Raw genomic sequence first — 19,622 nt, forward strand, 5'->3', positions numbered from 1 at the left:
CCTACGCCGTGGTGCGCACCGGGCTCAGCTGAGGGTCTTCAGCGATGCCGCGTCGTACGGGGCGAGTTCGTCGAAGCGGCCGGTGAGGACCTTCTCGGCCCACCGCGGGTCGTGGAGCAGCGCGCGGCCGACGGCGACGAGGTCGAACTCGTCGCGCTCCAGGCGGTCGAGGAGGTTGTCGAGACTGCGGACGGGGGCGCCCTCGCCCTGGAAGGCCTTGGTGAAGTCGCCGTCGAGGCCGACCGAGCCGACGGTGATGGCGGTCTTGCCGGTGAGCCTCTTGGTCCAGCCGGCGAGGTTGAGGTCCGAGTCCTCGAACTCGGGGAGCCAGTAACGGCGGGTGGAGGCGTGGAAGGCATCGACACCGGCCGAGGCGAGCGGGGCGAGGATGGCCTCCAGCTCCTGGGGCGTCTCGGCGAGGCGGGCGTCGTAGGCCTCCTGCTTCCACTGGGAGTAGCGGAAGATCACGGGGAAGTCCGCGGAGACGGTCTCCCGTACGGCGGCCACGATCTCGGCGGCGAACCGCGTCCGGGCCACGGGGTCGCCGCCGTAGGCGTCGGTGCGGCGGTTGGTGCCGGACCACAGGAACTGGTCGACCAGGTAGCCGTGGGCGCCGTGGATCTCCACGCCGTCGAAGCCGATGCGCTCGGCGGCCGCGGCGGACTCGGCGAAGGCGCCGATGACGTCGTCCAGGTCGCGCTGGGTCATCGCGGTGCCGGTGGGCTCGTCCTCGCCGATGCGCAGGCCGGACGGGCCGACGGCGGGGGCGTCAGGGAAGGGCTGCTCCCCGGGCTTGCGTACCATGCCGATGTGCCACAGCTGCGGCACGATCGTGCCGCCCGCCGCGTGCACCGCCTCGGCGACCTTCGTCCAGCCGGCGAGCTGCTCCTCGCCGTGGAAGCGCGGGACGCGGTCGCTCTGCCCGGCCGAGTCGTGGCCGACGTAGGTACCCTCGGTGACGATCAGTCCGACTCCTGCGGCGGCACGGCGGGAGTAGTACGACACCACGTCCTCGCCGGGGACGCCGCCCGGGGAGAACATCCGGGTCATCGGCGCCATCGCGATGCGGTTGGGCACGGTGAGGCCGTTGATCGTGGCCGGGCGGGCGAGCAGTTGGGCGGCGCGGGTGGCGGCCTCGGCGGGGGTGACGGTCACGTGGGGGCTCCTGAGGTGGGTACCGGTCAGTATGTGCGCGCGCATTCAACGCACTCCAACGGGAACGGACCCGCCCCGCCGGACCATTCCGCCCGGCGTCCCGGTGTGACCCGGGCCATAGCGGAAGGGCGTGGGGGACGAGTGGGGGCCGGACACGCCCGAGGGCGGCACCCCCCTCTCGGGGAGTGCCGCCCTCGGTCCGTACTGGACGGTCGATCAACCGGAAGCGGTCGATCAGAAGTCCATGTCACCGCCCGGCATGCCGCCCGGGGCGCCCGCCGCGGCGGCCTTCTCCGGCTTGTCGGCGATGACGGCCTCTGTGGTGAGGAACAGCGCGGCGATGGAGGCGGCGTTCTGCAGGGCAGAGCGGGTCACCTTCGCCGGGTCGATGATGCCCTCGGCGATCATGTCGACGTACTCACCGGTCGCGGCGTTCAGGCCGTGGCCGACGGTCAGGTTGCGGACCTTCTCCACGACGACGCCGCCCTCGAGACCGCCGTTGACGGCGATCTGCTTGAGCGGGGCCTCCAGGGCGAGCTTCACGGCGTTGGCGCCGGTCGCCTCGTCACCCGTCAGCTCCAGCTTCTCGAAGACCTGGGAGGCCTGGAGCAGGGCCACGCCACCACCGGCGACGATGCCCTCCTCGACGGCCGCCTTCGCGTTGCGAACGGCGTCCTCGATGCGGTGCTTGCGCTCCTTGAGCTCGACCTCGGTGGCGGCACCGGCCTTGATGACGGCCACGCCGCCGGCCAGCTTCGCCAGGCGCTCCTGGAGCTTCTCGCGGTCGTAGTCCGAGTCGCTGTTCTCGATCTCGGCGCGGATCTGGTTGACGCGGCCCTGGACCTGGTCGGCCGAGCCGGCGCCGTCCACGATCGTGGTCTCGTCCTTGGTGATGACGACCTTGCGCGCGCTGCCCAGCAGGTCCAGCGTGGCGTTCTCCAGCTTGAGGCCGACCTCCTCGGAGATGACCTCGCCGCCCGTGAGGATGGCGATGTCGCCGAGCATGGCCTTGCGGCGGTCGCCGAAGCCCGGGGCCTTGACGGCGACGGACTTGAAGGTGCCGCGGATCTTGTTGACGACCAGGGTCGACAGTGCCTCGCCCTCGACGTCCTCGGCGATGATCAGCAGCGGCTTGCCCGACTGCATGACCTTCTCCAGGAGCGGCAGCAGGTCCTTGACGTTGCCGATCTTGGAGTTGGCGATCAGGATGTACGGGTCGTCGAGCGACGCCTCCATACGCTCCATGTCGGTGGCGAAGTACGCCGAGATGTAGCCCTTGTCGAAGCGCATACCCTCGGTGAGCTCCAGCTCCAGACCGAAGGTCTGGGACTCCTCGACGGTGATGACGCCTTCCTTGCCGACCTTGTCCATGGCCTCGGCGATCAGCTCGCCGATCTGGGTGTCGGCGGCGGAGATGGAGGCCGTGGAGGCGATCTGCTCCTTGGTCTCGACATCCTTGGCCTGCTCGAGCAGGGCGGCGGAGACGGCCTCGACGGCCTTCTCGATGCCGCGCTTGAGGGCCATCGGGTTGGCGCCGGCGGCTACGTTGCGCAGGCCCTCCTTGACCAGGGCCTGGGCGAGAACGGTCGCGGTGGTCGTACCGTCACCGGCGACGTCGTCCGTCTTCTTGGCGACTTCCTTGACCAGCTCGGCGCCGATCTTCTCGTACGGGTCCTCGAGCTCGATCTCCTTGGCGATGGAGACACCATCGTTGGTGATCGTGGGGGCGCCCCACTTCTTCTCGAGGACGACGTTGCGGCCCTTGGGGCCGAGCGTCACCTTGACGGCGTCCGCGAGCTGGTTCATGCCGCGCTCGAGGCCGCGCCGCGCCTCCTCGTCGAACGCGATGATCTTGGCCATGTGAAGTGGTCCCTCCAGGACTGGGGGTGATTCCTTCGGACCGCGCCCGCGCCCGCGACGGACGGCTCGCCGACCTTGTGGTTCCTTCCCCACCCGGCCCGCGGGCCTCACCGACCCGGTCCTTCGTTGTCACTCTCACCTTCAGAGTGCTAACGCAATGATTAGCACTCGGCATGGTCGAGTGCAAGCGCCTCTCGGGGATCGGGGCCCGCCGTCAGCCGCCCGCGAACAAGGTCCCGGCGGGCATCCGGACAGGCCGAAGGGCCCGTACCCAGTGGGTACGGGCCCTTCGGACGAAGGCCGGGTGCTGCGCTGGCCGCGCGTCTCAGGCGCTGAGGCGAACCATGTCGGCCTGCGGGCCCTTCTGACCCTGCGAGATCTCGAACTCGACCCGCTGGCCTTCTTCGAGGGTGCGGTAGCCGTCCATCTGAATCGCGCTGTAGTGGACGAAAACATCCGCACCACCGTCGACCGCGATGAAGCCGTACCCCTTCTCCGCGTTGAACCACTTGACGGTGCCCTGAGCCATGCCTAACTCCCCTATTACTGGCCCTTGCACAGATCCGCACTTCGCGGACCCGGGTCAGACCTCGCCCCCTCACGACTGGGGGCGTGCGCCGGAACGCGTCGACCGCGGCTGAATGTATCTGTCCAACTGCCGTCTGCAACAGGTCAATCGGACGAGAAATCTGGACGCACCCGGTCCGGAATGTGGCGAGAATTCGCCTGAATTCGGGTCAAGTCGGGGCACACAAAGGGAACAAAAGCCGCAGAATACGCACGCACTTTGGCTACTTCTTGTCGGGCGGGCGGCAGGAATTAACGGTTCCCGTTGTGCTGATCGGGAGCGCGTTCCCCAACTCTACCGCGCTCAATCACATGGAATTGCCCCCTCCGTTTCTCTTACGGAGAGGGCAATACGCACTACAAGGTGTATCTGCTACCGCCTCATCCGCCGGCGACCGCGGGGATGATCGAGACGCCCGCACCGTCCGGGGTGGCGGTCTCCAGGCCCTGCTCGAAGCGGACGTCGTCGTCGTTGACGTAGACGTTGACGAAGCGGCGCAGCTTGCCCTGGTCGTCCAGGACGCGGGCGGCGATGCCGGTGTGGTTCTTCTCCAGGTCGGAGATGACCTCCCCGAGGGTGGCACCGTCGGCGCTCACCTCGGCCTTGCCACCGGTGTAGGTACGCAGGATGGTCGGGATACGAACGGTCACGCTCATGCGAGGCCAGCCTCTCGGAAGGAGTCCAGGTTCGGGCGGATCGTGGCGGTCAGGCCGGTGCCGGCCACCGCGTCGAGGGTCTTGAGGCCGTCGCCGGTGTTCAGGACGACCGTGGTGAGCGACGGGTCCAGCACGCCGTTCTCGATCAGCTTCTTGGTGACGCCGACGGTCACGCCGCCCGCCGTCTCCGCGAAGATGCCCTCCGTGCGGGCGAGCAGCTTGATCGCGTCCACGACCTGCTCGTCGGTCACGTCCTCCACGGCGCCGCCGGTGCGGCGGGCGATGTCGAGGACGTAGGGGCCGTCGGCCGGGTTGCCGATGGCCAGTGACTTGGCGATGGTGTTCGGCTTCTGCGGGCGGACCACGTCGTGGCCGGCCTTGTACGCCGTGGAGACCGGCGAGCAGCCCTCGGCCTGCGCGCCGAAGATCTTGTACGGCCGGTCCTCGACCAGGCCGAGCTCGATCAGCTCCTTCAGCCCCTTGTCGATCTTCGTCAGCTGGGAGCCGGAGGCGATCGGCACGACGATCTGGTCGGGCAGCCGCCAGCCGAGCTGCTCGCAGATCTCGTACGCGAGGGTCTTGGAACCCTCGGCGTAGTACGGCCGCAGGTTGACGTTGACGAAGCCCCAGCCCTCGCCGGCCGAGTCGCCGATCAGCTCGGAGCAGAAGCGGTTCACGTCGTCGTAGTTGCCCTCGATGCCGACCAGCTCGCCGCCGTAGACGGCGGCCATCACGACCTTGCCCTGCTCCAGGTCGTGCGGGATGAAGACGCAGGAGCGGAAACCGGCCCGGGCGGCGGCGGCGCCGACGGCACCGGCGAGGTTGCCGGTGGAGGAGCAGGAGAGGGTGGTGAAGCCGAAGGCGCGGGCGGCCTCGATGGCCTGGGCGACGACGCGGTCCTTGAAGGAGTGCGTGGGGTTGCCGGAGTCGTCCTTGACGTACAGCCCGCCGGTGACGCCCAGCTCGCGGGCGAGGTTGTCGGCCTTGACGAGCTTGGTCCAGCCGGGGTTGATGTTCGGCTTGGTCGCGACGTCGGCCGGGACGGGCAGCAGGGGGGCGTAGCGCCAGATGTTCGCGGGGCCCGCTTCGATCCGCCCCCGCAGTTCCTCGGTGTCGTAGGCCGAGAAGTCGTAGGCGATCTCGAGGGGGCCGAAACACTCCTCGCAGGCGAAGACCGGTCCGAGCGGGACCCGGTGGCCGCACTCCCGGCAGCTCAGGGCGGCGGCGGGGCCGAGGTCGACGGCGGAACCCGGGGCGGGCGCGGAGTCCGCGGCGTTCGAGGGGTTCGTGGAGCTTTCGGCAGTCTGCACAGCCATGGAGGCGAGGCCCTTTCTCCTCATCTTCCTCACGACGCATCTCGCCGTGAGACGGATTTGGCACCTTCCCTAGCCGGGAGCCTCGCCACGTCCGTGTGACAAGAGCCGGCTGGAGGGTTGCCGGGGCTTCATCGGGCCGTATCCCTCTGCCCCTCTGGATGAGCGGTATGAAGTTGTTTCGCGCTGGTACGCGCGGCGACCCCGGCATGCGGTGGCCCCACGCGTTGTTCAAGACTGTAACCGAAGGCCAGGACGGTTGAGATAGTCGTCCGCACCGCGAGATGGATCACAAAGGAGCCCCGGGACGTGCTGGAAGAAGTCGAGCGCTGGCTGAACGCGCGCTCCTGGTCCGCCGGGGACCGGCCCGTCCAGCACCTTCTGTCCGCCAAGCACGCCACCGGGCAGTCGGTCAGCGTGGTGCTCCCCGCCCTGGACGAGGAGGCGACGGTCGGCGACATCGTCACGGTGATCCGGCGGGAGCTGGTGCTGCGGGCCCCGCTCGTCGACGAGATCGTGGTCGTGGACTCCGGGTCCAGCGACCGCACCTCGGAGGTGGCCGCGGCGGCCGGGGCGCGCGTCGTGCACCGCGACGCGATCCTCCCGCGCATCCCCGCCGTGCCGGGCAAGGGCGAGGTGCTGTGGCGTTCGCTGCTGGTGACCGGCGGGGACATCGTCTGCTTCGTCGACGCCGACCTGCGCGACTTCTCCGCCGACTTCGTCTCCGGGATCGTGGGCCCGCTGCTCACCGATCCGGACGTGCACCTGGTCAAGGCCATGTACGACCGCCCGCTCGGTGCCGCTCCCGGGCAGGGCGGCCGGGTCACGGAGCTGATGGCCCGCCCGCTGCTCAACATGCACTGGCCCCAGCTGGCCGGCTTCGTCCAGCCGCTGGGCGGCGAGTACGCGGCCCGCCGCTCCCTGCTGGAACGGCTCCCCTTCCCGGTCGGCTACGGCGTCGAGCTGGGCATGCTGGTCGACGCCCTGCACCTGGTGGGCCTGGACGCGCTCGCGCAGGTCGACGTGGGGGTCCGCGTCCACCGCCACCAGGACGGGCGGGCGCTGGGCCGGATGGCAGCCGCGATCTACCGCACCGCCCAGCTCCGGCTGGCCCGCGGCCACCTGGTCCGCCCGGCCCTCACCCAGTTCGAACGCGGCGCCGACGGCTTCGAGCCGCACACCTACACCGTGGACACCGAGGAACGCCCCCCGATGACGGAGATCGCGGAGTACACGGCCCGGAGGGTGGCCTGACGGCGGGCCGTGTGACCGAATCGCCGCCGGGGTGGTGTGGGGAGACGTTTGAGGCGGGAGGGGCCGGGCTAGGTTGAGGCGTATGGCTTCAAGGTTCGGTGCTGCTCAGGTGCTGGTCGCCTCCAACCGGGGGCCCGTCTCGTACGAGGTGCGGGAGGACGGGTCGCTGCACGCCAAACGCGGTGGTGGCGGGCTGGTCTCGGGGCTGTCGGCCATCGGACCCGACGCCGGTGCGCTGTGGGTGTGCTCGGCGCTGGGCGAGGGCGACCGCGAGGCGGTGCGGCGCGGGGTCGGCGAGGACGGCGTACGGATGCTGGACGTACCGGCCGAGGTGCACGCGGACGCGTACAACGGGATCGCCAACTCGGTGCTGTGGTTCGTGCACCACATGCTCTACCAGACGCCCCTGGAGCCGGTCTTCGACGCGGAGTTCCGGCGGCAGTGGGCCTCCTACGAGGCCTACAACCGGGCCTTCGCCGAGGCGCTGGCCGAGGAGGCCGCGGAGGGCGCGGTCGCGATCGTCCAGGACTACCACCTGACGCTGGTGCCGGGGATGCTGCGCGAGCTGCGTCCGGACCTCAGGATCGGCCACTTCTCGCACACGCCGTGGGCCCCGGTCGACTACTTCCGGCTGCTGCCGGACGACATCGCCGAGCAGGTGCTGCGCGGGATGCTGGGCGCCGACCGGCTCGGCTTCCTCACCCGGCGCTGGGCCGACGCGTTCACCGCCTGCTGCGACGCCGTGGTGGGCGGGCTCGGCGGCACGGAGATCGGCGTGCACGGGCTGGGCGCCGACGGGGACTTCCTGCGCGCGCGGTCGCACGAGGCCGACGTCGAGGAGCGGATGGCGGACCTGCGGAAGGAGATCGGGGAGGGCCGCCGCACGATCGTGCGGGTGGACCGGACCGAGCTGTCCAAGAACATCGTGCGGGGGCTGCTGGCCTACCGGGAGCTGCTGGCGGGCCGGCCCGAGTGGCGCGAGCGGGTCGTGCACGTCGCCTTCGCCTACCCCTCACGGCAGGACCTCGCCGTGTACCGGGACTACACGGCCGAAGTGCGGCGGGTCGCCGAGGCGGTCAACGAGGAGTTCGGCACGCCGGGGTGGACGCCGGTCGTGCTGAACCTGAAGGACGACTTCGCCCGGTCGCTGGCGGCGTACCGGCTGGCGGACGTGGCACTCGTCAACCCCGTCCGGGACGGGATGAACCTGGTCGCGAAGGAGGTGCCGGTCGTCTCCGACACGGGGTGCGCGCTGGTGCTGTCGCGGGAGGCGGGGGCGTACGAGGAGCTGGGCGAGGACGCGGTGGTGGTGAACCCGTACGACGTGGTCGGCACCGCGGACGCGCTGCACGAGGCGCTCTCCCTGCCGGCCGGGGAGCGGGCCGAGCGGTCGAAGCGGCTCGCGGCCGCCGGCACCGCGCTGCCCCCGGCGCGGTGGTTCCTGGAGCAACTGGACGCGCTGCGGGGCTGAGCGGGGGCTACTTGTCCTGGACCGGCGGGCAGGTGCCGGTCTCCTCGCCGATCGAGTTGATCTCGGCGTTCGACCGCGGGTCACCGGCGTAGTTCAGCTGGTCCGTGCACTTCACCCCGTCCTCCTTCGGGGTGCCGGACTGCGTGCCGCCCGACTGGACCGGCGGGCAGGTGCCGGTGTCCGCGCCGATCGAGTTGATCTCGGCGTTCGACCGCGGGTCACCGGCGTAGTTCAGCTGGTCGGTGCACTTCTCGCCCGTGCCCGTGCCCGTGCCCGTGTCCTGGTCCGGCTGCGTGCCCTGCGGGGTGTCCGAGGACGTGCCGCCGGTGGTGGGGGTGGTCGGGGTGGTGGACTGCGCGGTGCTCGCAGCGGTGGCGGCGGGGGCGGCGTCGTCGTTGCTGCCGCCGTTCCCGCCGCTGCCGCCGTTGCCACAGGCGGTCAGGGTCAGGCCGAGGGCCAGGGCGGCGAGGGCGAGCATCGGCGTCTTCCGAGCGGACATGGGGTGTTCCTCCACGGTTCTGGGCCCCGCTGAGCAGGCTTTACGCCCCCCAAGACCGTGCGGACGGGAGACCGGGTTCCCCCGCCCGCGGCGTCAGGACACGCCTGTGACACGCGGGGGAACCGTCCGTGACCTTGTCTCAGGCCAGCCGGTGCGCGAGGGCCGCCAGGAGGGCCACCACTCCGGGCGGACCGGCCACCTCGACGTCCGCGCGCTTGCTCAGCTCCGTCACCTCGTCGCTGCCGCTGCAGACCAGGAGCCCCGGGGTGCCCTCGGCGCGGAGGGTGTCGACGGCCGCGTAGGCCGGGAGGTCGCCGAGGTCGTCCCCGGCGAAGAGGACGGAACCGGCGTCGAGGGAGTGGACGTACGAGCGCAGGGCCGCGCCCTTGTCCATGCCGGGTGGACGCAGTTCGAGGACCATGCGGCCCGGTTCGACGATCAGGCCGTGCCGGGAGGCCAGGTCGGTGAGGGGGGCCCGCAGGGCGTCGAAGGCGGCCTGCGGGTCGGGGGCGCGGCGGGTGTGGACGGCGACCGCGTGGCCCTTGTCCTCCGTCCAGGTGCCCTCCGCCGCCCCGGACCGCTCCAGCAGTCCCGGCAGCTCGGCGCGGACGGCGGCGACGCCGGGGTGCGGTTCGGGCGTGGTCAGGGTACCGGTGGCGGCGTCCCAGCGCTCGGCGCCGTAGTGGCCGAGGACGACGAGGCGGTCGAGGCCGGGGACGTCCGCGAAGCCGCCGTGGTGGACGGCGACATCGGCGGGGCGGCCGGTGATCACGGCGATCGAGGCGACCTTCGGGGCCAGGGCCGCGAGCGCCGGTACGGCCTGCGGGTGGGCGCGGGCCCGGTCGGGGTCGGGCACGATCGGCGCGAGCGTGCCGTCGAAGTCGAGCGCGACCACCGCGCGGCCGGGGTGCGCGAGGATCGCGTCGAGCCCCTCGCGTCCGGCCGCCGTCGCGGGCGTCGGCAGGGGGTGTGGGGAGTCGTCTCGGCTGGAGTCCTGGTGGCTGCCCATACCGCGAACCTATCCCGCCGGACCCGGGCGCACGCGTCGCCCGCGAGCCGCATCCCGCCGGCCGGCTCCCGGCGCCCGTTGACCACCGGCCCGCTGGGGACCTGCCTCTCCCGCACGGCACGCCGGACGAACCGGCGCGGGGGCCCGCTCGGCGCGCGGCCTCAGCGCTCCGCGCGGCGGGACTCGCGGACGCGGCGCAGGCGGTTGACCGTCACCGGGTCGGTCGCCAGGGCGCGGGGGTCGTCGAGGAGGGCGTTGAGGAGCTGGTAGTAGCGGACGGGGGCCAGGCCCAGCTCCTCGCGGATGGCGCGCTCCTTGGCGCCGGGGCCGGAGAAGCCGCGGCGTTCCAGTGCGAGGATGCGGCGCTCCCGCTCGGCCAGCTGTCCCGGTTCCATGTACGGCACCGTAACGCCCGCCACCGACAGCGGCCGCTACTCCGCGCTGCCCGCCTTCATCGCGGTCGCCTGGATCTGCCCGAGGACCTCCCTGGGGCTGCGGCCGGGGGCGACCGCCTCGCCGATGTGCTTCTTGACGTCCGCGCTGACCGAGGCCCAGGACGTCTTGCCGACCGGGTACAGCTCGGAGAGCAGCAGCTCGTCAAGGAACGGCTTGAGGTTCCTGTCCTCGGCCGCGGTGCTCATGGTCTGGGAGGCGGAGGTGGTCACCGGCAGCAGGTCGTACTCGCGGGAGAAGTCGAGGACGTTCTCCTCGCTGTAGACGAAGTCGAGGAAGTCGCCGATCTCGTCCTGGTGGCCGTTCTTCCTGAAGGCCGTCATCCAGTCGGAGACGCCGAGGGTGTTCTTGCTCTCGCCGTCGATGCCCGGCGTGGTCACCATGCCGTACTTCACGCCCTTGTCGGAGGCCGTCTTCATCAGTGAGGGGTGGCCGTTCAGCATGCCCACGTCCCCGTTGGCGAACGCGGCGAAGGCGTCGGCGCGGTCGAGCTTGCCGGGGGCGACCGGCCCGGTGAGGCCCTTGCCGACCAGTTCGTCCCGCAGCCAGGTGAAGGTGGTGACGTTCTGCGGGGAGTCGACGGCGTAGGTGCCGACGTCGTCGGTGTAGCCGCCCCCGCCGCTGAGCATCCACTGCATCGTCTCGGCCTGCGCCTCCTCGGAGCCGAGCGGCAGGGCGTACGGGTACTTCACGCCCTTCTCCTTGAGCGCCTCGGCGGCCTCGGCGAGGTCGTCCCAGGACTTGGGCGGCTGGACCCCGGCCTTGTCGAAGAGGGTCTTGTTGTAGAAGAGGACGCGGGTAGAGGCCGCGAAGGGCAGGCCGTACTGCACGCCGTTGACCTGGCCCGCGCCGGCCAGCTGGGAGACGAAGTCGGCCTGGACCGGGATGGAGAGCACGTCGTCGGCCCGGTAGAGCAGGTCCTGGTCCGCGTAGTCGGAGTAGGCGCCGATCTGCGCCATGTCGGGCGCCTTGCCCGCCTCGACCAGCTCGCGGACCTTGCGGTCGACGTCGTTCCAGGAGTAGACAGTGACGTCCACCCGCACATCGGGGTTCTTGGCCTCGTAGGACTTGACCAGCTCGTCCCAGTACTTCTGGGAGCTGTTGTCCTTGCTGTCGCCGTAGTCGGCGGCGACCAGCTTCAGGGTCACCCCGTCGGAGTCGCCGGTGAGGCCACAGCCGCCGAGGACCGCCGTCATGCCCAGTGCGGACACCACCGCGATCGTTCCAGTCCTAAGCCGCTGCACCCTGTTCCCCAACCCTGACTTGCTCGTTCGCGCGTTCGCTTACCGGATTAAGGTCTACACCACCACAGTGGACTAGACCTCTCCCGGGTGTACGGGCCACACTGTCCCCGTGAGACATGTCATCGCCCTCGATGTGGGCGGCACCGGGATGAAGGCCGCCCTGGCGGGACCTGGGGGCGAACTGCTGCACCAGGCACGCCGGGCGACCGGCCGCGAGCGGGGACCCGAGGCGGTCGTCGCGGGCATCCTGGACTTCGCCGCCGAGCTGCGTGCCTACGGCGCGGACCGGTTCGGCGAGCCGGCCGGCGCCGCCGGTGTCGCCGTCCCCGGCATCGTCGACCCCGAGGAGGGCGTCGCCGTGTACGCGGCCAACCTCGGCTGGCGCGACGTACCGCTGCGGACGCTGCTCGGCGAGCGGCTCGGCGGAATCCCGGTCGCCCTCGGCCACGACGTGCGCACCGGCGGGCTCGCCGAGGGCCGCATCGGTGCCGGGCGGGGGGCCGACCGGTTCCTGTTCGTGCCGCTGGGCACCGGGATCGCGGGCGCCATCGGCATCGACGGCCGGGTCGAGGCGGGCGCCCACGGCTTCGCGGGCGAGATCGGCCATGTCGTCGTACGTCCCGGCGGCCTCCCCTGTCCGTGCGGACAGCGTGGCTGCCTGGAGCGGTTCGCGTCCGCGTCGGCGGTCAGCCAGGCGTGGGCTCAGGTCTGCGGCGACCCGGCGGCGGACGCCGCCGACTGCGCCAAGGCCGTCGAGTCCGGGGACGCCCGCGCGCTCGCCGTGTGGCAGGACGCCGTGGACGCGCTCGCCGACGGGCTGGTCACCGCGCTCACCCTGCTGGACCCCCGCGTCCTGATCATCGGTGGCGGCCTCGCCGAGGCCGGGGAAACCTTGTTCTCACCGCTGCGGGACGCCGTCCGGCGGCGCGTCACCTTCCAGAAACTGCCGGGGATCGTCCCCGCCGCACTCGGGGACACCGCCGGTTGCCTGGGTGCCGGGCTGATCGCCTGGGACCTGCTCGACACCGCCGCTCCGACTGCTCCCGCTGCTCCGACGTCCACAGCTTCCACGGCCGCCACGGCCGCGACTCCCCCGGAGGTAACCACCTGATGGCCCCAAGCAAGGTTCTCGCCGGTGCCCGGGTGGTACTGCCCACCGGGACCGTGGACGACGGCCGCGTGATCGTCGACGGCACGCGGATCGCGGACACGGCTCCCCCGCAGGCCGAGACCGCCGACGTGTCGGGCCACTGGGTGGTCCCCGGCTTCGTCGACATCCACAACCACGGCGGCGGCGGAGCGTCCTTCGCCGGCGGCACCGCCGAGGAGATCCTGGGCGGCGTCGAGACCCACCGCAGGCACGGCACCACCACGGTGGTCGCCTCCGCCGTCACCGGTGATCTGGACTTCCTCGCCCGGCACGCCGGGATGCTCGCCGAGCTGGCGCAGCAGGGCGACATCGTTGGCATCCACTTCGAGGGGCCGTTCATCTCGCCGTGCCGCAAGGGCGCGCACGACGAGCAGCTGCTGCGCGACCCGGACCCGGCGGAGGTGCGCAAGCTGGTCGACGCGGCGCACGGCCACACGAAGATGATGACGCTGGCGACCGAGCTGCCGGGCGGCCTGGACTCCGTACGGCTGCTCGTCGAGCACGGCGTGATCGCGGCCGTCGGGCACACCGACGCGACGTACGAGCAGACCGTGCAGGCCATCGACGCGGGCGCCACCGTCGCCACGCACCTGTTCAACGCGATGCCCCCGGTCGGCCACCGCGCCCCGGGGCCGATCACGGCGCTGCTGGAGGACGAGCGGATCACCGTCGAGCTGATCAACGACGGCACGCATCTGCACCCGGCCGCGCTCCAGCTGGCCTTCCACCACGCGGGTGCCGCCCGGGTCGCCTTCATCACCGACGCGATGGACGCGGCCGGCTTCGGCGACGGCCGCTATCTGCTGGGCCCGATGGAGGTCGAGGTCGCGGACGGCGTGGCCCGGCTGGTGGAGGGCGGCTCGATCGCGGGCTCCACGCTCACCCTGGACCGCGCCTTCAAGCGGGCGGTGACGGTGGACCGGCTGCCCGTCGGGGACGTCGTCGCCGCGATCTCCGCCAACCCGGCGCGGCTGCTGGGCCTGGACGACCGGATCGGCTCGCTGGAGCCCGGCAAGGACGCCGACCTGGTGGTCCTGGACGACGCCTTCGACCTGGTGGGTGTGATGCGCCGGGGCGAATGGGTGGTCGATCCCCAACTGGGCTGATCCGTCCCCGAGTCCGCCCGGGGTCTGCCGGTGACGGCCGACCCGGGGGGCTGGGCCGACCGCCCGCCGTTTGGCATGATCGTGTCGTGGGGCACAGCTCCGCGGGCACATTCAGCCGCACACGATCGGGGGAGGTCGGCACGGTGATCCTCACCGTCACTCTCAACACCGCGCTCGACATCACCTACCGCGTCCAGGGCCTCAGGCCCCACGCCTCCCACCGGGTGACCGAGGTGACCGAGCGGCCCGGCGGCAAGGGGCTGAACGTGGCCCGGGTGCTGGCGGCCCTCGGACACGAGGTGACGGTCACCGGCTTCGCGGGCGGCACCACCGGGGGCGTCGTGCGCGAGGGGCTGACCGGCGTGCGCGGGGTGACCGACGCGCTCGTGCCCGTCGCGGGGGCGACGCGGCGCACCATCGCCGTCGTCGACGAGCGCACCGGCGACACCACCCAGCTCAACGAGCCGGGCCCGGCCGTCGCGCCCGCCGAGTGGAACGCCTTCCAGGAGACGTACGAGGACCTGCTGACCGGCGCCGCCGCGGTGGCCCTGTGCGGCAGCCTGCCGCCGGGCGTCCCGGTGGGCGCGTACGCCGGGCTGGTGCGTGCCGCGCGTGCCGCGGGCGTGCCGGTGCTGCTCGACACCAGCGGGGAGCCGCTGCGGCGGGGGCTCGCCGCCCGCCCGGACCTGATCAAGCCGAACGCCGACGAGCTGGCCGAGCTGACCGGCTCGCACGAGCCGCAGCGTGCCGCGCAGGCCGCCCGGCGCCGCGGTGCCCGCTCGGTGGTCGCCTCGCTGGGCGCCGAGGGCCTGCTCGCGGTGACCCCGGAGGGCCGCTGGCGCGCCGCCCCGCCGGCCCACGTCCGCGGCAACCCGACCGGCGCGGGCGACTCGGCGGTCGCGGGGCTGCTCTCCGGCCTGGTGGAGCACCTGCCCTGGCCGGACCGGCTGGCCCGCGCGGTCGCCCTGTCGGCGGCGACGGTGCTGGCACCGGTGGCCGGCGAGTTCGACCGGGCGGCATACGAGGAGCTGCTCGGACGCGGCGTCGCGGTGACCGCGGAGGCGGGCGCGGCCTGACGGACCGGGCCTGACGGACCGGGCCTGGCCACCGGGGCCTGGCGAACCGGGGCCCGCCGACCGGGCCCTAGTCCTTGACCTGGCCCTTCTTCAGGGAGAACTGGTCCAGCAGGACGTTGCACTTGTCGCCGTCGGCGCAGGACAGCGTGATGGTGTTGGTGCCCTTGTTGAGGGTGGGCCAGGCGTAGGTCTTGGTCCAGCCCTTGGCGAAGTCGCCGTCCTTGGCGCCCGCGAAGTTGCCCAGGTTCAGCTTGCTGCCGAACTCCTTGCCGTTGACCGTGAGGGTCATCGACTGGTCCTCGCCGGCCGCGCTGTAGGTGGTGAAGAGGGTGTAGAGGCCGTCGTCGGGAATGCCGTTCACCGTCCAGGTGACCGAGGCGCCCGGCTGGTTGAGGTTGGCCACGTAGACGCCGCCGTCCGACTGGGCGCCCTCCACGTCCGAGGCGAGGGAGGCCGCGCCGCCCAGCCGCATCGCCTTGGCCTCGACGGAGGGCAGCTCGACGTCCTCGTCGTCGCCGCCCTCGCTCGCCGACGGGCTCGGCCCGGTGCTCGCGGACTGGGTGGGCGCGGTGTCGCCGCCCGCCTCGTCGCCGCCCTTGTCGTCGTCGGAGCCGCTGCTGGTCATGGCCACGGCGATGCCGATGACCACCGCGGCGACGACCGCCACCGCACCGATCAGCAGACCCTTGGTGTTCGGACCGCGGCGTCCGCCGCCCCCGCCGTGCCCCGACGGCTGCTGCGGACCCCCGGGACCGCCACCGCCGGGGAAGGTCTCCGGCGCGGCGTAGTGCGCGTTCGGCTGCCCGTACGCCCCCTGCGGCTGGCCGTAGGCGCCCTGCTGGGGCGGGGCGGCCTGGCCGTAGGCGGCGGTCTGCGCGCCCTGGCCCTGCGGTGCGCCGTACTGCCGTGTGCCGACGGGACGCACCCGGTTGACCGAGTTCGGGTAGCCGTAGCCACCGGACGGCGGCTGGGCCCCGTTGGCCTGCCCGTCGGCGTAGAGGTAGCCGAAGGGGTCGTCGTCCTCGGGCGTGCTCGCGCCGTTGTTGCCGGGCGTCATCCCTAGGTCTCCTAACCAGATGCGGTGCGTGGTGCGGTACGGATGTGTGAGATGGCGAGCCTACCCGCTCCAGCTGACCCAAACGGGTGACTCAGACCGCATCAAGGCGCTGACCTGCTGATCATCCGGCTCGGCGGTGCTGTTTGGGACGAGATCGTTTCTCGACGTACATCCGTTCGTCAGCCGACTTCAGGACCTCGTCCGCCGTCATCCCGCAGTGGGCCCAGCCGATGCCGAAGCTGGCGCCCACGCGGACGGCCCGGCCCTCGGCCCGGATCGGCTGGATGATCTCGCCCCGCAGCCGTGCGGCGAGGTCCTGGGCGTCGGCCCGGCCGAGCCCGTTGGCGAGGATCACGAACTCGTCGCCGCCGAGCCGGGCCACCGTGTCGCCGTCGCGGACACCGCCGCTGAGCCGCCGGGCGACCTCGATCAGCACGGCGTCGCCCGCGTTGTGCCCGAACCGGTCGTTGATCGACTTGAAGCCGTCCAGGTCGCAGAAGAGGACCGCGAGCCCCTTGGTGCCGTCGTCGCGCCCGTCCGCGGGCGCCACGGCGTGCACGTGGTGGTCGAAGGCCCCGTACGGCTCCGCGGCGGCGCCGAAGTCGAAGCTGTGGCCGCCGGAGTCGAACACGGCGGAGTGCCCGTAGGCGGCGTCCATGGCGTCGGCCACGGCCGCGTGCGAGGACTGCGGGCGCTGGCACAGCCGGGCGGCCAGCCGGGAGCGCAGCTCGGCGCTGTTCGGCAGGCCGGTGAGGGAGTCGTGGGAGGCGCGGTGGGCGAGCTGCAGCTCGCGGCGCTTGCGCTCCTCTATGTCCTCGACGTGGGTGAGCAGGAAGCGCGGCCCGTCGGCGGCGTCCGCGACGACGCTGTTGCGCAGCGAGACCCAGACGTAGGTGCCGTCGCGGCGGCCCAGGCGCAGCTCGGCCCGGCCGCCCTCGGCGGAGGTGCGCAGCAGGGTGCCGATGTCCTCGGGGTGCACCAGGTCGGAGAAGGCGTAGCGGCGCATCGCGGAGGCGCGGCGGCCCAGCAGCCGGCACAGCGCGTCGTTGGTGCGCAGGATGCGGCCGTGCTGGTCGCCGCCCATCTCGGCGATGGCCATGCCGGAGGGGGCGTACTCGAAGGCCTGCCGGAAGCTCTCCTCGCTGGCCCTGAGCGCCTGCTGGTCGCGCTCCAGGCGGACCAGGGCGCGCTGCATGTTGGAGCGGAGCCGGGCGTTGCTGATCGCGATGGCGGCCTGGAACGCGTACATCTGCAAAGCCTCGCGGCCCCAGGCACCGGGACGGCGGCCGTTGCGCGGGCGGTCCACGGAAAGGACACCGATCAGCTCGCCGCTGTTGCCGCCGCCCTGCGGGCCCGGCGCGTACATCGGGGCGAAGAGCCGGTCCGAGGGGTGCCACTCGTCCTCGAAGCGGGGCGCGGGCCCGTCGGTGTACCACTGCGGGACGTCGTCGTCGTCGAGGACCCAGCCCTCGGTGTGGGGTATGAAGATCAGGTCGCCCCACTGCTCGCCCATGTTCAGGCGCCGGTCCCAGGACTCCCGGGAGCCCGAGCGGCCCGTGATGAGCGCCTCGGCGGCCGGGTTGCCCGCGAAGGCGGCGACGACGAGATCGCCGTCGGGGCCGACCAGGTTGACGCAAGCCAGCTCGTACCCGAGGGCCTGGACGACGCCGTCGGCGACGGCCTGCAGGGTGTCGGCCAGGCTGCGGGCCTTGTTCATGTCGGCCATGGCCTGGTGCAGTTGACGCAGGGACGCAAGGCGGACATAGGGCTCCGAGTCGGTCTCCATGCTCGCCCTCCCCCCGAGACCTCGCAGTGAATCAAGGGTTCTCTTCGGCGCCTGTACTGATGGTGCCCTTGCAGGTTCCCCGCCACTGAATCACAGCGCGCTCCCCACTCGGTACACAGGGTCAACAATTACCGCCCCTTGTGACTCAAGTCACAGTAAAACATGAACAATTGAGTGGGGTTTCTGGGTTTTCTACGGGTTCCCCGCGCGTGTACCGAACGCAAAGTCTGTGGGGTATGCGCACGTCTCCTTCCGTGGTCCTAGGTCCCGGTTCGGACCGGGGTCCGATGCCCCGCCCACGCCCCGGAGATTAGCGTGAAGGGGTGCCGAACACTCCGTCTCTCACGTATCCCGGGTCTCCCGCCGCCCCCGCGGCCCCGTTGCCCTCGCCCGCTCCCGGGCATGCTGAGGGGGTGAGCAACGAGGAGTTCCGTGCCGCCATGTCCCGGCTGGCCTCGGGCGTGGTCCTGGTGACCGCGCAGGAGCCGCCGCTGGACCCCGACGACCCACTGGCGCCGGGCGGCGAGGACGTCGGGATGACGGCCACCGCCTTCATGTCGGTGTCCCTGGACCCGCCGCTGGTCCTGGTCAGCCTGCGCGAGGGCTCCCGCATGGACGACCTGCTGGACGAGCAGCCCCTGTGGGCGGTCTCCGTCCTCACCGAGAGCCAGCGGCACATCGCGGGGCGCTTCGCGATGAAGGGCCGCGTCAGCGACCGCCTGCTGTTCGCGGACATCCCGTACGTGCGCGGCGAGGCGACCGGGGCTCCCCTGGCGGGCGGCGCCCTGGCGACCCTGGAGTGCCGCACCGAGCAGCGGGTGCCGGCCGGCGACCACACCCTGGTGATCGGCCGGGTCCTGACCGCCGCGCTGCCCAGCGCGGACGGGGGGCCGCTGACGTACTTCCGGGGGCGGTACCGGCAGCTGGGCTGAGCGGTGACGGCCGAGCGGCAGACGGGCCGAGCGGTAAACGGCTCGTCCGGTGCGCGGGTGCCGACCTAGGGTGCGCGCATGACGACCGGCACCACGCTCCGCCTGGAGAAGATCACCCCCGCCACCATCGAGGCCGCCCTCGCCATACGGGTGCGGCCCGAGCAGGAGTTCGCCGTCTCCCCGGTGGTGAAGTCCCTCGCCGAGGCCTACGTCCACCCCGAGAAGGCCTGGCCGCGCCTGATCCTCGACGGCGATCGCCCCGTCGGCTTCCTCATGGGCTTCTTCGGCATCGACTGGTACGACGACGGCAGCGCGCTGCGCTCCGGCCTGTGGCGGCTGAACATCGCCGCCGGGGAGCAGGGCCGGGGCTACGGCCGCTTCGCCGTGGAGTCGGTGACCGCCGAGATCCGGCGCCGCGGCGGCACGGAGTGCTTCGTCACCTGGCACCCCGGCGAGAACGGCCCCGAGAACTTCTACCTGGGACTCGGCTTCCGTCCGAACGGGGAGAAGGCCGAGGAGGAGACGGTCGGCGTGCTGGCGCTGGACTGAGGCGCGGGGGTCCTCCCGGTCAGTCCCAGTCCCGCGCGGAGCGCCCCCGCTTGGTCTGCGAGCGCTGCTTCTTCTCCCGCAGCCGGCGCTCGTTGATACCGCGCGGGATGCGGGTCGGCCTGCGGGGCCTGGGCGGGGGCGCGGTGGCCTCGGCGAGGAGGGCGGCCAGGCGTACGGCGGCCGTCTCGCGGTTGCGCCACTGGGAGCGGTGCTCGGAGGCGCGGACGGTGACGACCCCGTCGGACAGGCGCCCGGCCAGCCGCTCCAGCGCCCGCTGCTTCCACACCTCGGGCAGGGCCTCGGTCCGCGCCAGGTCGAAGCGCAGCTCCACCGCTGTGTCCGTGGTGTTGACGTGCTGTCCGCCGGGCCCCGAGGAGCGCGAGAAACGCCAGACCAGCTCGGCCTCGGGCAGGCAGACGGAGCCGCGGATGACATGGGGACCGGACATGCCCTCCATGTTCCCGCCCGCGAGCGGCCCGCGTCA

At 72.1% G+C, this 19,622-nt stretch carries 19 protein-coding genes and 1 riboswitch; of the genes, 7 read left to right on the forward strand and 12 right to left on the reverse strand.

The genetic code is table 11. The annotated features are described in order from the left end of the window. Positions 1-24: 24 nt before the first annotated feature. The 5 genes from ACZ6IM_RS14635 to thrC form a co-directional block, all read right to left on the reverse strand. Positions 25-1,155 carry an NADH:flavin oxidoreductase gene (locus ACZ6IM_RS14635; RefSeq protein ID WP_469556761.1) on the reverse strand — a complete coding sequence of 377 codons (1,131 nt, stop codon included), beginning with the start codon at positions 1,153-1,155 and terminating at the stop codon, positions 25-27. A 234-nt stretch (positions 1,156-1,389) separates the two neighbouring features. Further along, entirely contained in the window at positions 1,390-3,015 is a 1,626-nt protein-coding gene (gene groL, locus ACZ6IM_RS14640; protein ID WP_030186285.1) for a chaperonin GroEL, read from the reverse strand. A gap of 325 nt (positions 3,016-3,340) precedes the next feature. Further along, positions 3,341-3,544: a cold-shock protein gene (locus ACZ6IM_RS14645; RefSeq protein ID WP_004929928.1), complete on the reverse strand. Its 204-nt coding sequence runs from the start codon at positions 3,542-3,544 to the stop codon at positions 3,341-3,343. 419 nt (positions 3,545-3,963) lie between these two features. Further along, the gene (locus ACZ6IM_RS14650) at positions 3,964-4,239 is read right to left on the reverse strand and encodes a ubiquitin-like small modifier protein 1 (RefSeq protein ID WP_052839118.1); all 276 of its coding nucleotides are present in this window, start codon (positions 4,237-4,239) and stop codon (positions 3,964-3,966) included. Then, positions 4,236-5,555 (reverse strand): threonine synthase, encoded by a 1,320-nt coding sequence (gene thrC / locus ACZ6IM_RS14655; RefSeq protein WP_052839117.1) that lies wholly within the window; start codon positions 5,553-5,555, stop codon positions 4,236-4,238. Before thrC ends, ACZ6IM_RS14650 begins: the two co-directional genes overlap by 4 nt. 17 nt (positions 5,556-5,572) lie before the next feature. Further along, positions 5,573-5,720: riboswitch (SAM riboswitch) on the reverse strand. A gap of 141 nt (positions 5,721-5,861) precedes the next feature. Between thrC and ACZ6IM_RS14660 the strand changes: the two genes are divergently transcribed. Together ACZ6IM_RS14660 and ACZ6IM_RS14665 are read left to right on the forward strand one after the other, a co-directional pair. Beyond that, positions 5,862-6,806, forward strand: coding sequence for a glucosyl-3-phosphoglycerate synthase (locus tag ACZ6IM_RS14660; RefSeq protein ID WP_469556764.1), 945 nt, complete (start codon positions 5,862-5,864; stop codon positions 6,804-6,806). A gap of 82 nt (positions 6,807-6,888) precedes the next feature. Then, complete coding sequence (locus tag ACZ6IM_RS14665; RefSeq protein WP_052839115.1) at positions 6,889-8,277, forward strand: trehalose-6-phosphate synthase; 1,389 nt, start codon at positions 6,889-6,891, stop codon at positions 8,275-8,277. A 7-nt stretch (positions 8,278-8,284) separates the two neighbouring features. Here ACZ6IM_RS14665 and ACZ6IM_RS14670 read toward each other — a convergent pair whose 3' ends face one another. From ACZ6IM_RS14670 to ACZ6IM_RS14685, 4 genes are all read right to left on the reverse strand, one after another. Continuing rightward, positions 8,285-8,776 (reverse strand): hypothetical protein, encoded by a 492-nt coding sequence (locus tag ACZ6IM_RS14670; protein ID WP_052839114.1) that lies wholly within the window; start codon positions 8,774-8,776, stop codon positions 8,285-8,287. 139 nt (positions 8,777-8,915) lie between these two features. Beyond that, positions 8,916-9,785, reverse strand: coding sequence for a trehalose-phosphatase (gene otsB / locus ACZ6IM_RS14675; RefSeq protein ID WP_469556765.1), 870 nt, complete (start codon positions 9,783-9,785; stop codon positions 8,916-8,918). A 161-nt stretch (positions 9,786-9,946) separates the two neighbouring features. Then, complete coding sequence (locus tag ACZ6IM_RS14680) at positions 9,947-10,180, reverse strand: DUF3263 domain-containing protein (RefSeq protein ID WP_052839112.1); 234 nt, start codon at positions 10,178-10,180, stop codon at positions 9,947-9,949. A gap of 36 nt (positions 10,181-10,216) precedes the next feature. Further along, positions 10,217-11,482 carry an ABC transporter substrate-binding protein gene (locus ACZ6IM_RS14685; RefSeq protein WP_469556767.1) on the reverse strand — a complete coding sequence of 422 codons (1,266 nt, stop codon included), beginning with the start codon at positions 11,480-11,482 and terminating at the stop codon, positions 10,217-10,219. Positions 11,483-11,630: 148 nt separating this feature from the next. Between ACZ6IM_RS14685 and ACZ6IM_RS14690 the strand changes: the two genes are divergently transcribed. From ACZ6IM_RS14690 to ACZ6IM_RS14700, 3 genes are all read left to right on the forward strand, one after another. Beyond that, positions 11,631-12,593: an ROK family protein gene (locus tag ACZ6IM_RS14690; protein ID WP_469556810.1), complete on the forward strand. Its 963-nt coding sequence runs from the start codon at positions 11,631-11,633 to the stop codon at positions 12,591-12,593. Beyond that, on the forward strand, positions 12,593-13,738 hold the full coding sequence (nagA, locus tag ACZ6IM_RS14695) for an N-acetylglucosamine-6-phosphate deacetylase (RefSeq protein ID WP_469556769.1): 1,146 nt from the start codon (positions 12,593-12,595) through the stop codon (positions 13,736-13,738). Before ACZ6IM_RS14690 ends, nagA begins: the two co-directional genes overlap by 1 nt. Positions 13,739-13,881: 143 nt before the next feature. After that, positions 13,882-14,814 carry a 1-phosphofructokinase family hexose kinase gene (locus ACZ6IM_RS14700; RefSeq protein ID WP_052839109.1) on the forward strand — a complete coding sequence of 311 codons (933 nt, stop codon included), beginning with the start codon at positions 13,882-13,884 and terminating at the stop codon, positions 14,812-14,814. Positions 14,815-14,881: 67 nt separating this feature from the next. Here ACZ6IM_RS14700 and ACZ6IM_RS14705 read toward each other — a convergent pair whose 3' ends face one another. Next, complete coding sequence (locus tag ACZ6IM_RS14705) at positions 14,882-15,871, reverse strand: carbohydrate-binding protein (protein ID WP_052839108.1); 990 nt, start codon at positions 15,869-15,871, stop codon at positions 14,882-14,884. A 121-nt stretch (positions 15,872-15,992) separates the two neighbouring features. Continuing rightward, complete coding sequence (gene cdgB / locus ACZ6IM_RS14710) at positions 15,993-17,657, reverse strand: diguanylate cyclase CdgB (RefSeq protein ID WP_052839107.1); 1,665 nt, start codon at positions 17,655-17,657, stop codon at positions 15,993-15,995. A 323-nt stretch (positions 17,658-17,980) separates the two neighbouring features. Here cdgB and ACZ6IM_RS14715 point away from each other — a divergent pair, with 323 nt between their 5' ends. Together ACZ6IM_RS14715 and ACZ6IM_RS14720 are read left to right on the forward strand one after the other, a co-directional pair. Then, on the forward strand, positions 17,981-18,589 hold the full coding sequence (locus ACZ6IM_RS14715; protein WP_469556771.1) for a flavin reductase family protein: 609 nt from the start codon (positions 17,981-17,983) through the stop codon (positions 18,587-18,589). A 78-nt stretch (positions 18,590-18,667) separates the two neighbouring features. Continuing rightward, on the forward strand, positions 18,668-19,138 hold the full coding sequence (locus ACZ6IM_RS14720) for a GNAT family N-acetyltransferase (protein WP_052839105.1): 471 nt from the start codon (positions 18,668-18,670) through the stop codon (positions 19,136-19,138). A gap of 19 nt (positions 19,139-19,157) precedes the next feature. Here ACZ6IM_RS14720 and arfB read toward each other — a convergent pair whose 3' ends face one another. Beyond that, positions 19,158-19,595, reverse strand: a complete 438-nt coding sequence (arfB, locus tag ACZ6IM_RS14725; RefSeq protein WP_052839104.1) for an alternative ribosome rescue aminoacyl-tRNA hydrolase ArfB — start codon at positions 19,593-19,595, stop codon at positions 19,158-19,160. Positions 19,596-19,622 lie beyond the last annotated feature (27 nt).

This window comes from Streptomyces sp. NPDC042336 (genome assembly GCF_055581985.1).

What these genes read in the sequence shown, in the direction of transcription:
- groL (WP_030186285.1), bottom strand. Translation starts at nt 3,015, where the DNA reads ATGGCCAAGATCATCGCGTTCGACGAGGAGGCGCGGCGCGGCCTCGAG.
- ACZ6IM_RS14645 (WP_004929928.1), bottom strand. Translation starts at nt 3,544, where the DNA reads ATGGCTCAGGGCACCGTCAAGTGGTTCAACGCGGAGAAGGGGTACGGC.
- ACZ6IM_RS14650 (WP_052839118.1), bottom strand. Translation starts at nt 4,239, where the DNA reads ATGAGCGTGACCGTTCGTATCCCGACCATCCTGCGTACCTACACCGGT.
- thrC (WP_052839117.1), bottom strand. Translation starts at nt 5,555, where the DNA reads ATGGCTGTGCAGACTGCCGAAAGCTCCACGAACCCCTCGAACGCCGCG.
- ACZ6IM_RS14665 (WP_052839115.1), top strand. Translation starts at nt 6,889, where the DNA reads ATGGCTTCAAGGTTCGGTGCTGCTCAGGTGCTGGTCGCCTCCAACCGG.
- ACZ6IM_RS14670 (WP_052839114.1), bottom strand. Translation starts at nt 8,776, where the DNA reads ATGTCCGCTCGGAAGACGCCGATGCTCGCCCTCGCCGCCCTGGCCCTC.
- otsB (WP_469556765.1), bottom strand. Translation starts at nt 9,785, where the DNA reads ATGGGCAGCCACCAGGACTCCAGCCGAGACGACTCCCCACACCCCCTG.
- ACZ6IM_RS14680 (WP_052839112.1), bottom strand. Translation starts at nt 10,180, where the DNA reads ATGGAACCGGGACAGCTGGCCGAGCGGGAGCGCCGCATCCTCGCACTG.
- ACZ6IM_RS14690 (WP_469556810.1), top strand. Translation starts at nt 11,631, where the DNA reads ATGAAGGCCGCCCTGGCGGGACCTGGGGGCGAACTGCTGCACCAGGCA.
- nagA (WP_469556769.1), top strand. Translation starts at nt 12,593, where the DNA reads ATGGCCCCAAGCAAGGTTCTCGCCGGTGCCCGGGTGGTACTGCCCACC.
- ACZ6IM_RS14705 (WP_052839108.1), bottom strand. Translation starts at nt 15,871, where the DNA reads ATGACGCCCGGCAACAACGGCGCGAGCACGCCCGAGGACGACGACCCC.
- cdgB (WP_052839107.1), bottom strand. Translation starts at nt 17,657, where the DNA reads ATGGAGACCGACTCGGAGCCCTATGTCCGCCTTGCGTCCCTGCGTCAA.
- ACZ6IM_RS14720 (WP_052839105.1), top strand. Translation starts at nt 18,668, where the DNA reads ATGACGACCGGCACCACGCTCCGCCTGGAGAAGATCACCCCCGCCACC.
- arfB (WP_052839104.1), bottom strand. Translation starts at nt 19,595, where the DNA reads ATGGAGGGCATGTCCGGTCCCCATGTCATCCGCGGCTCCGTCTGCCTG.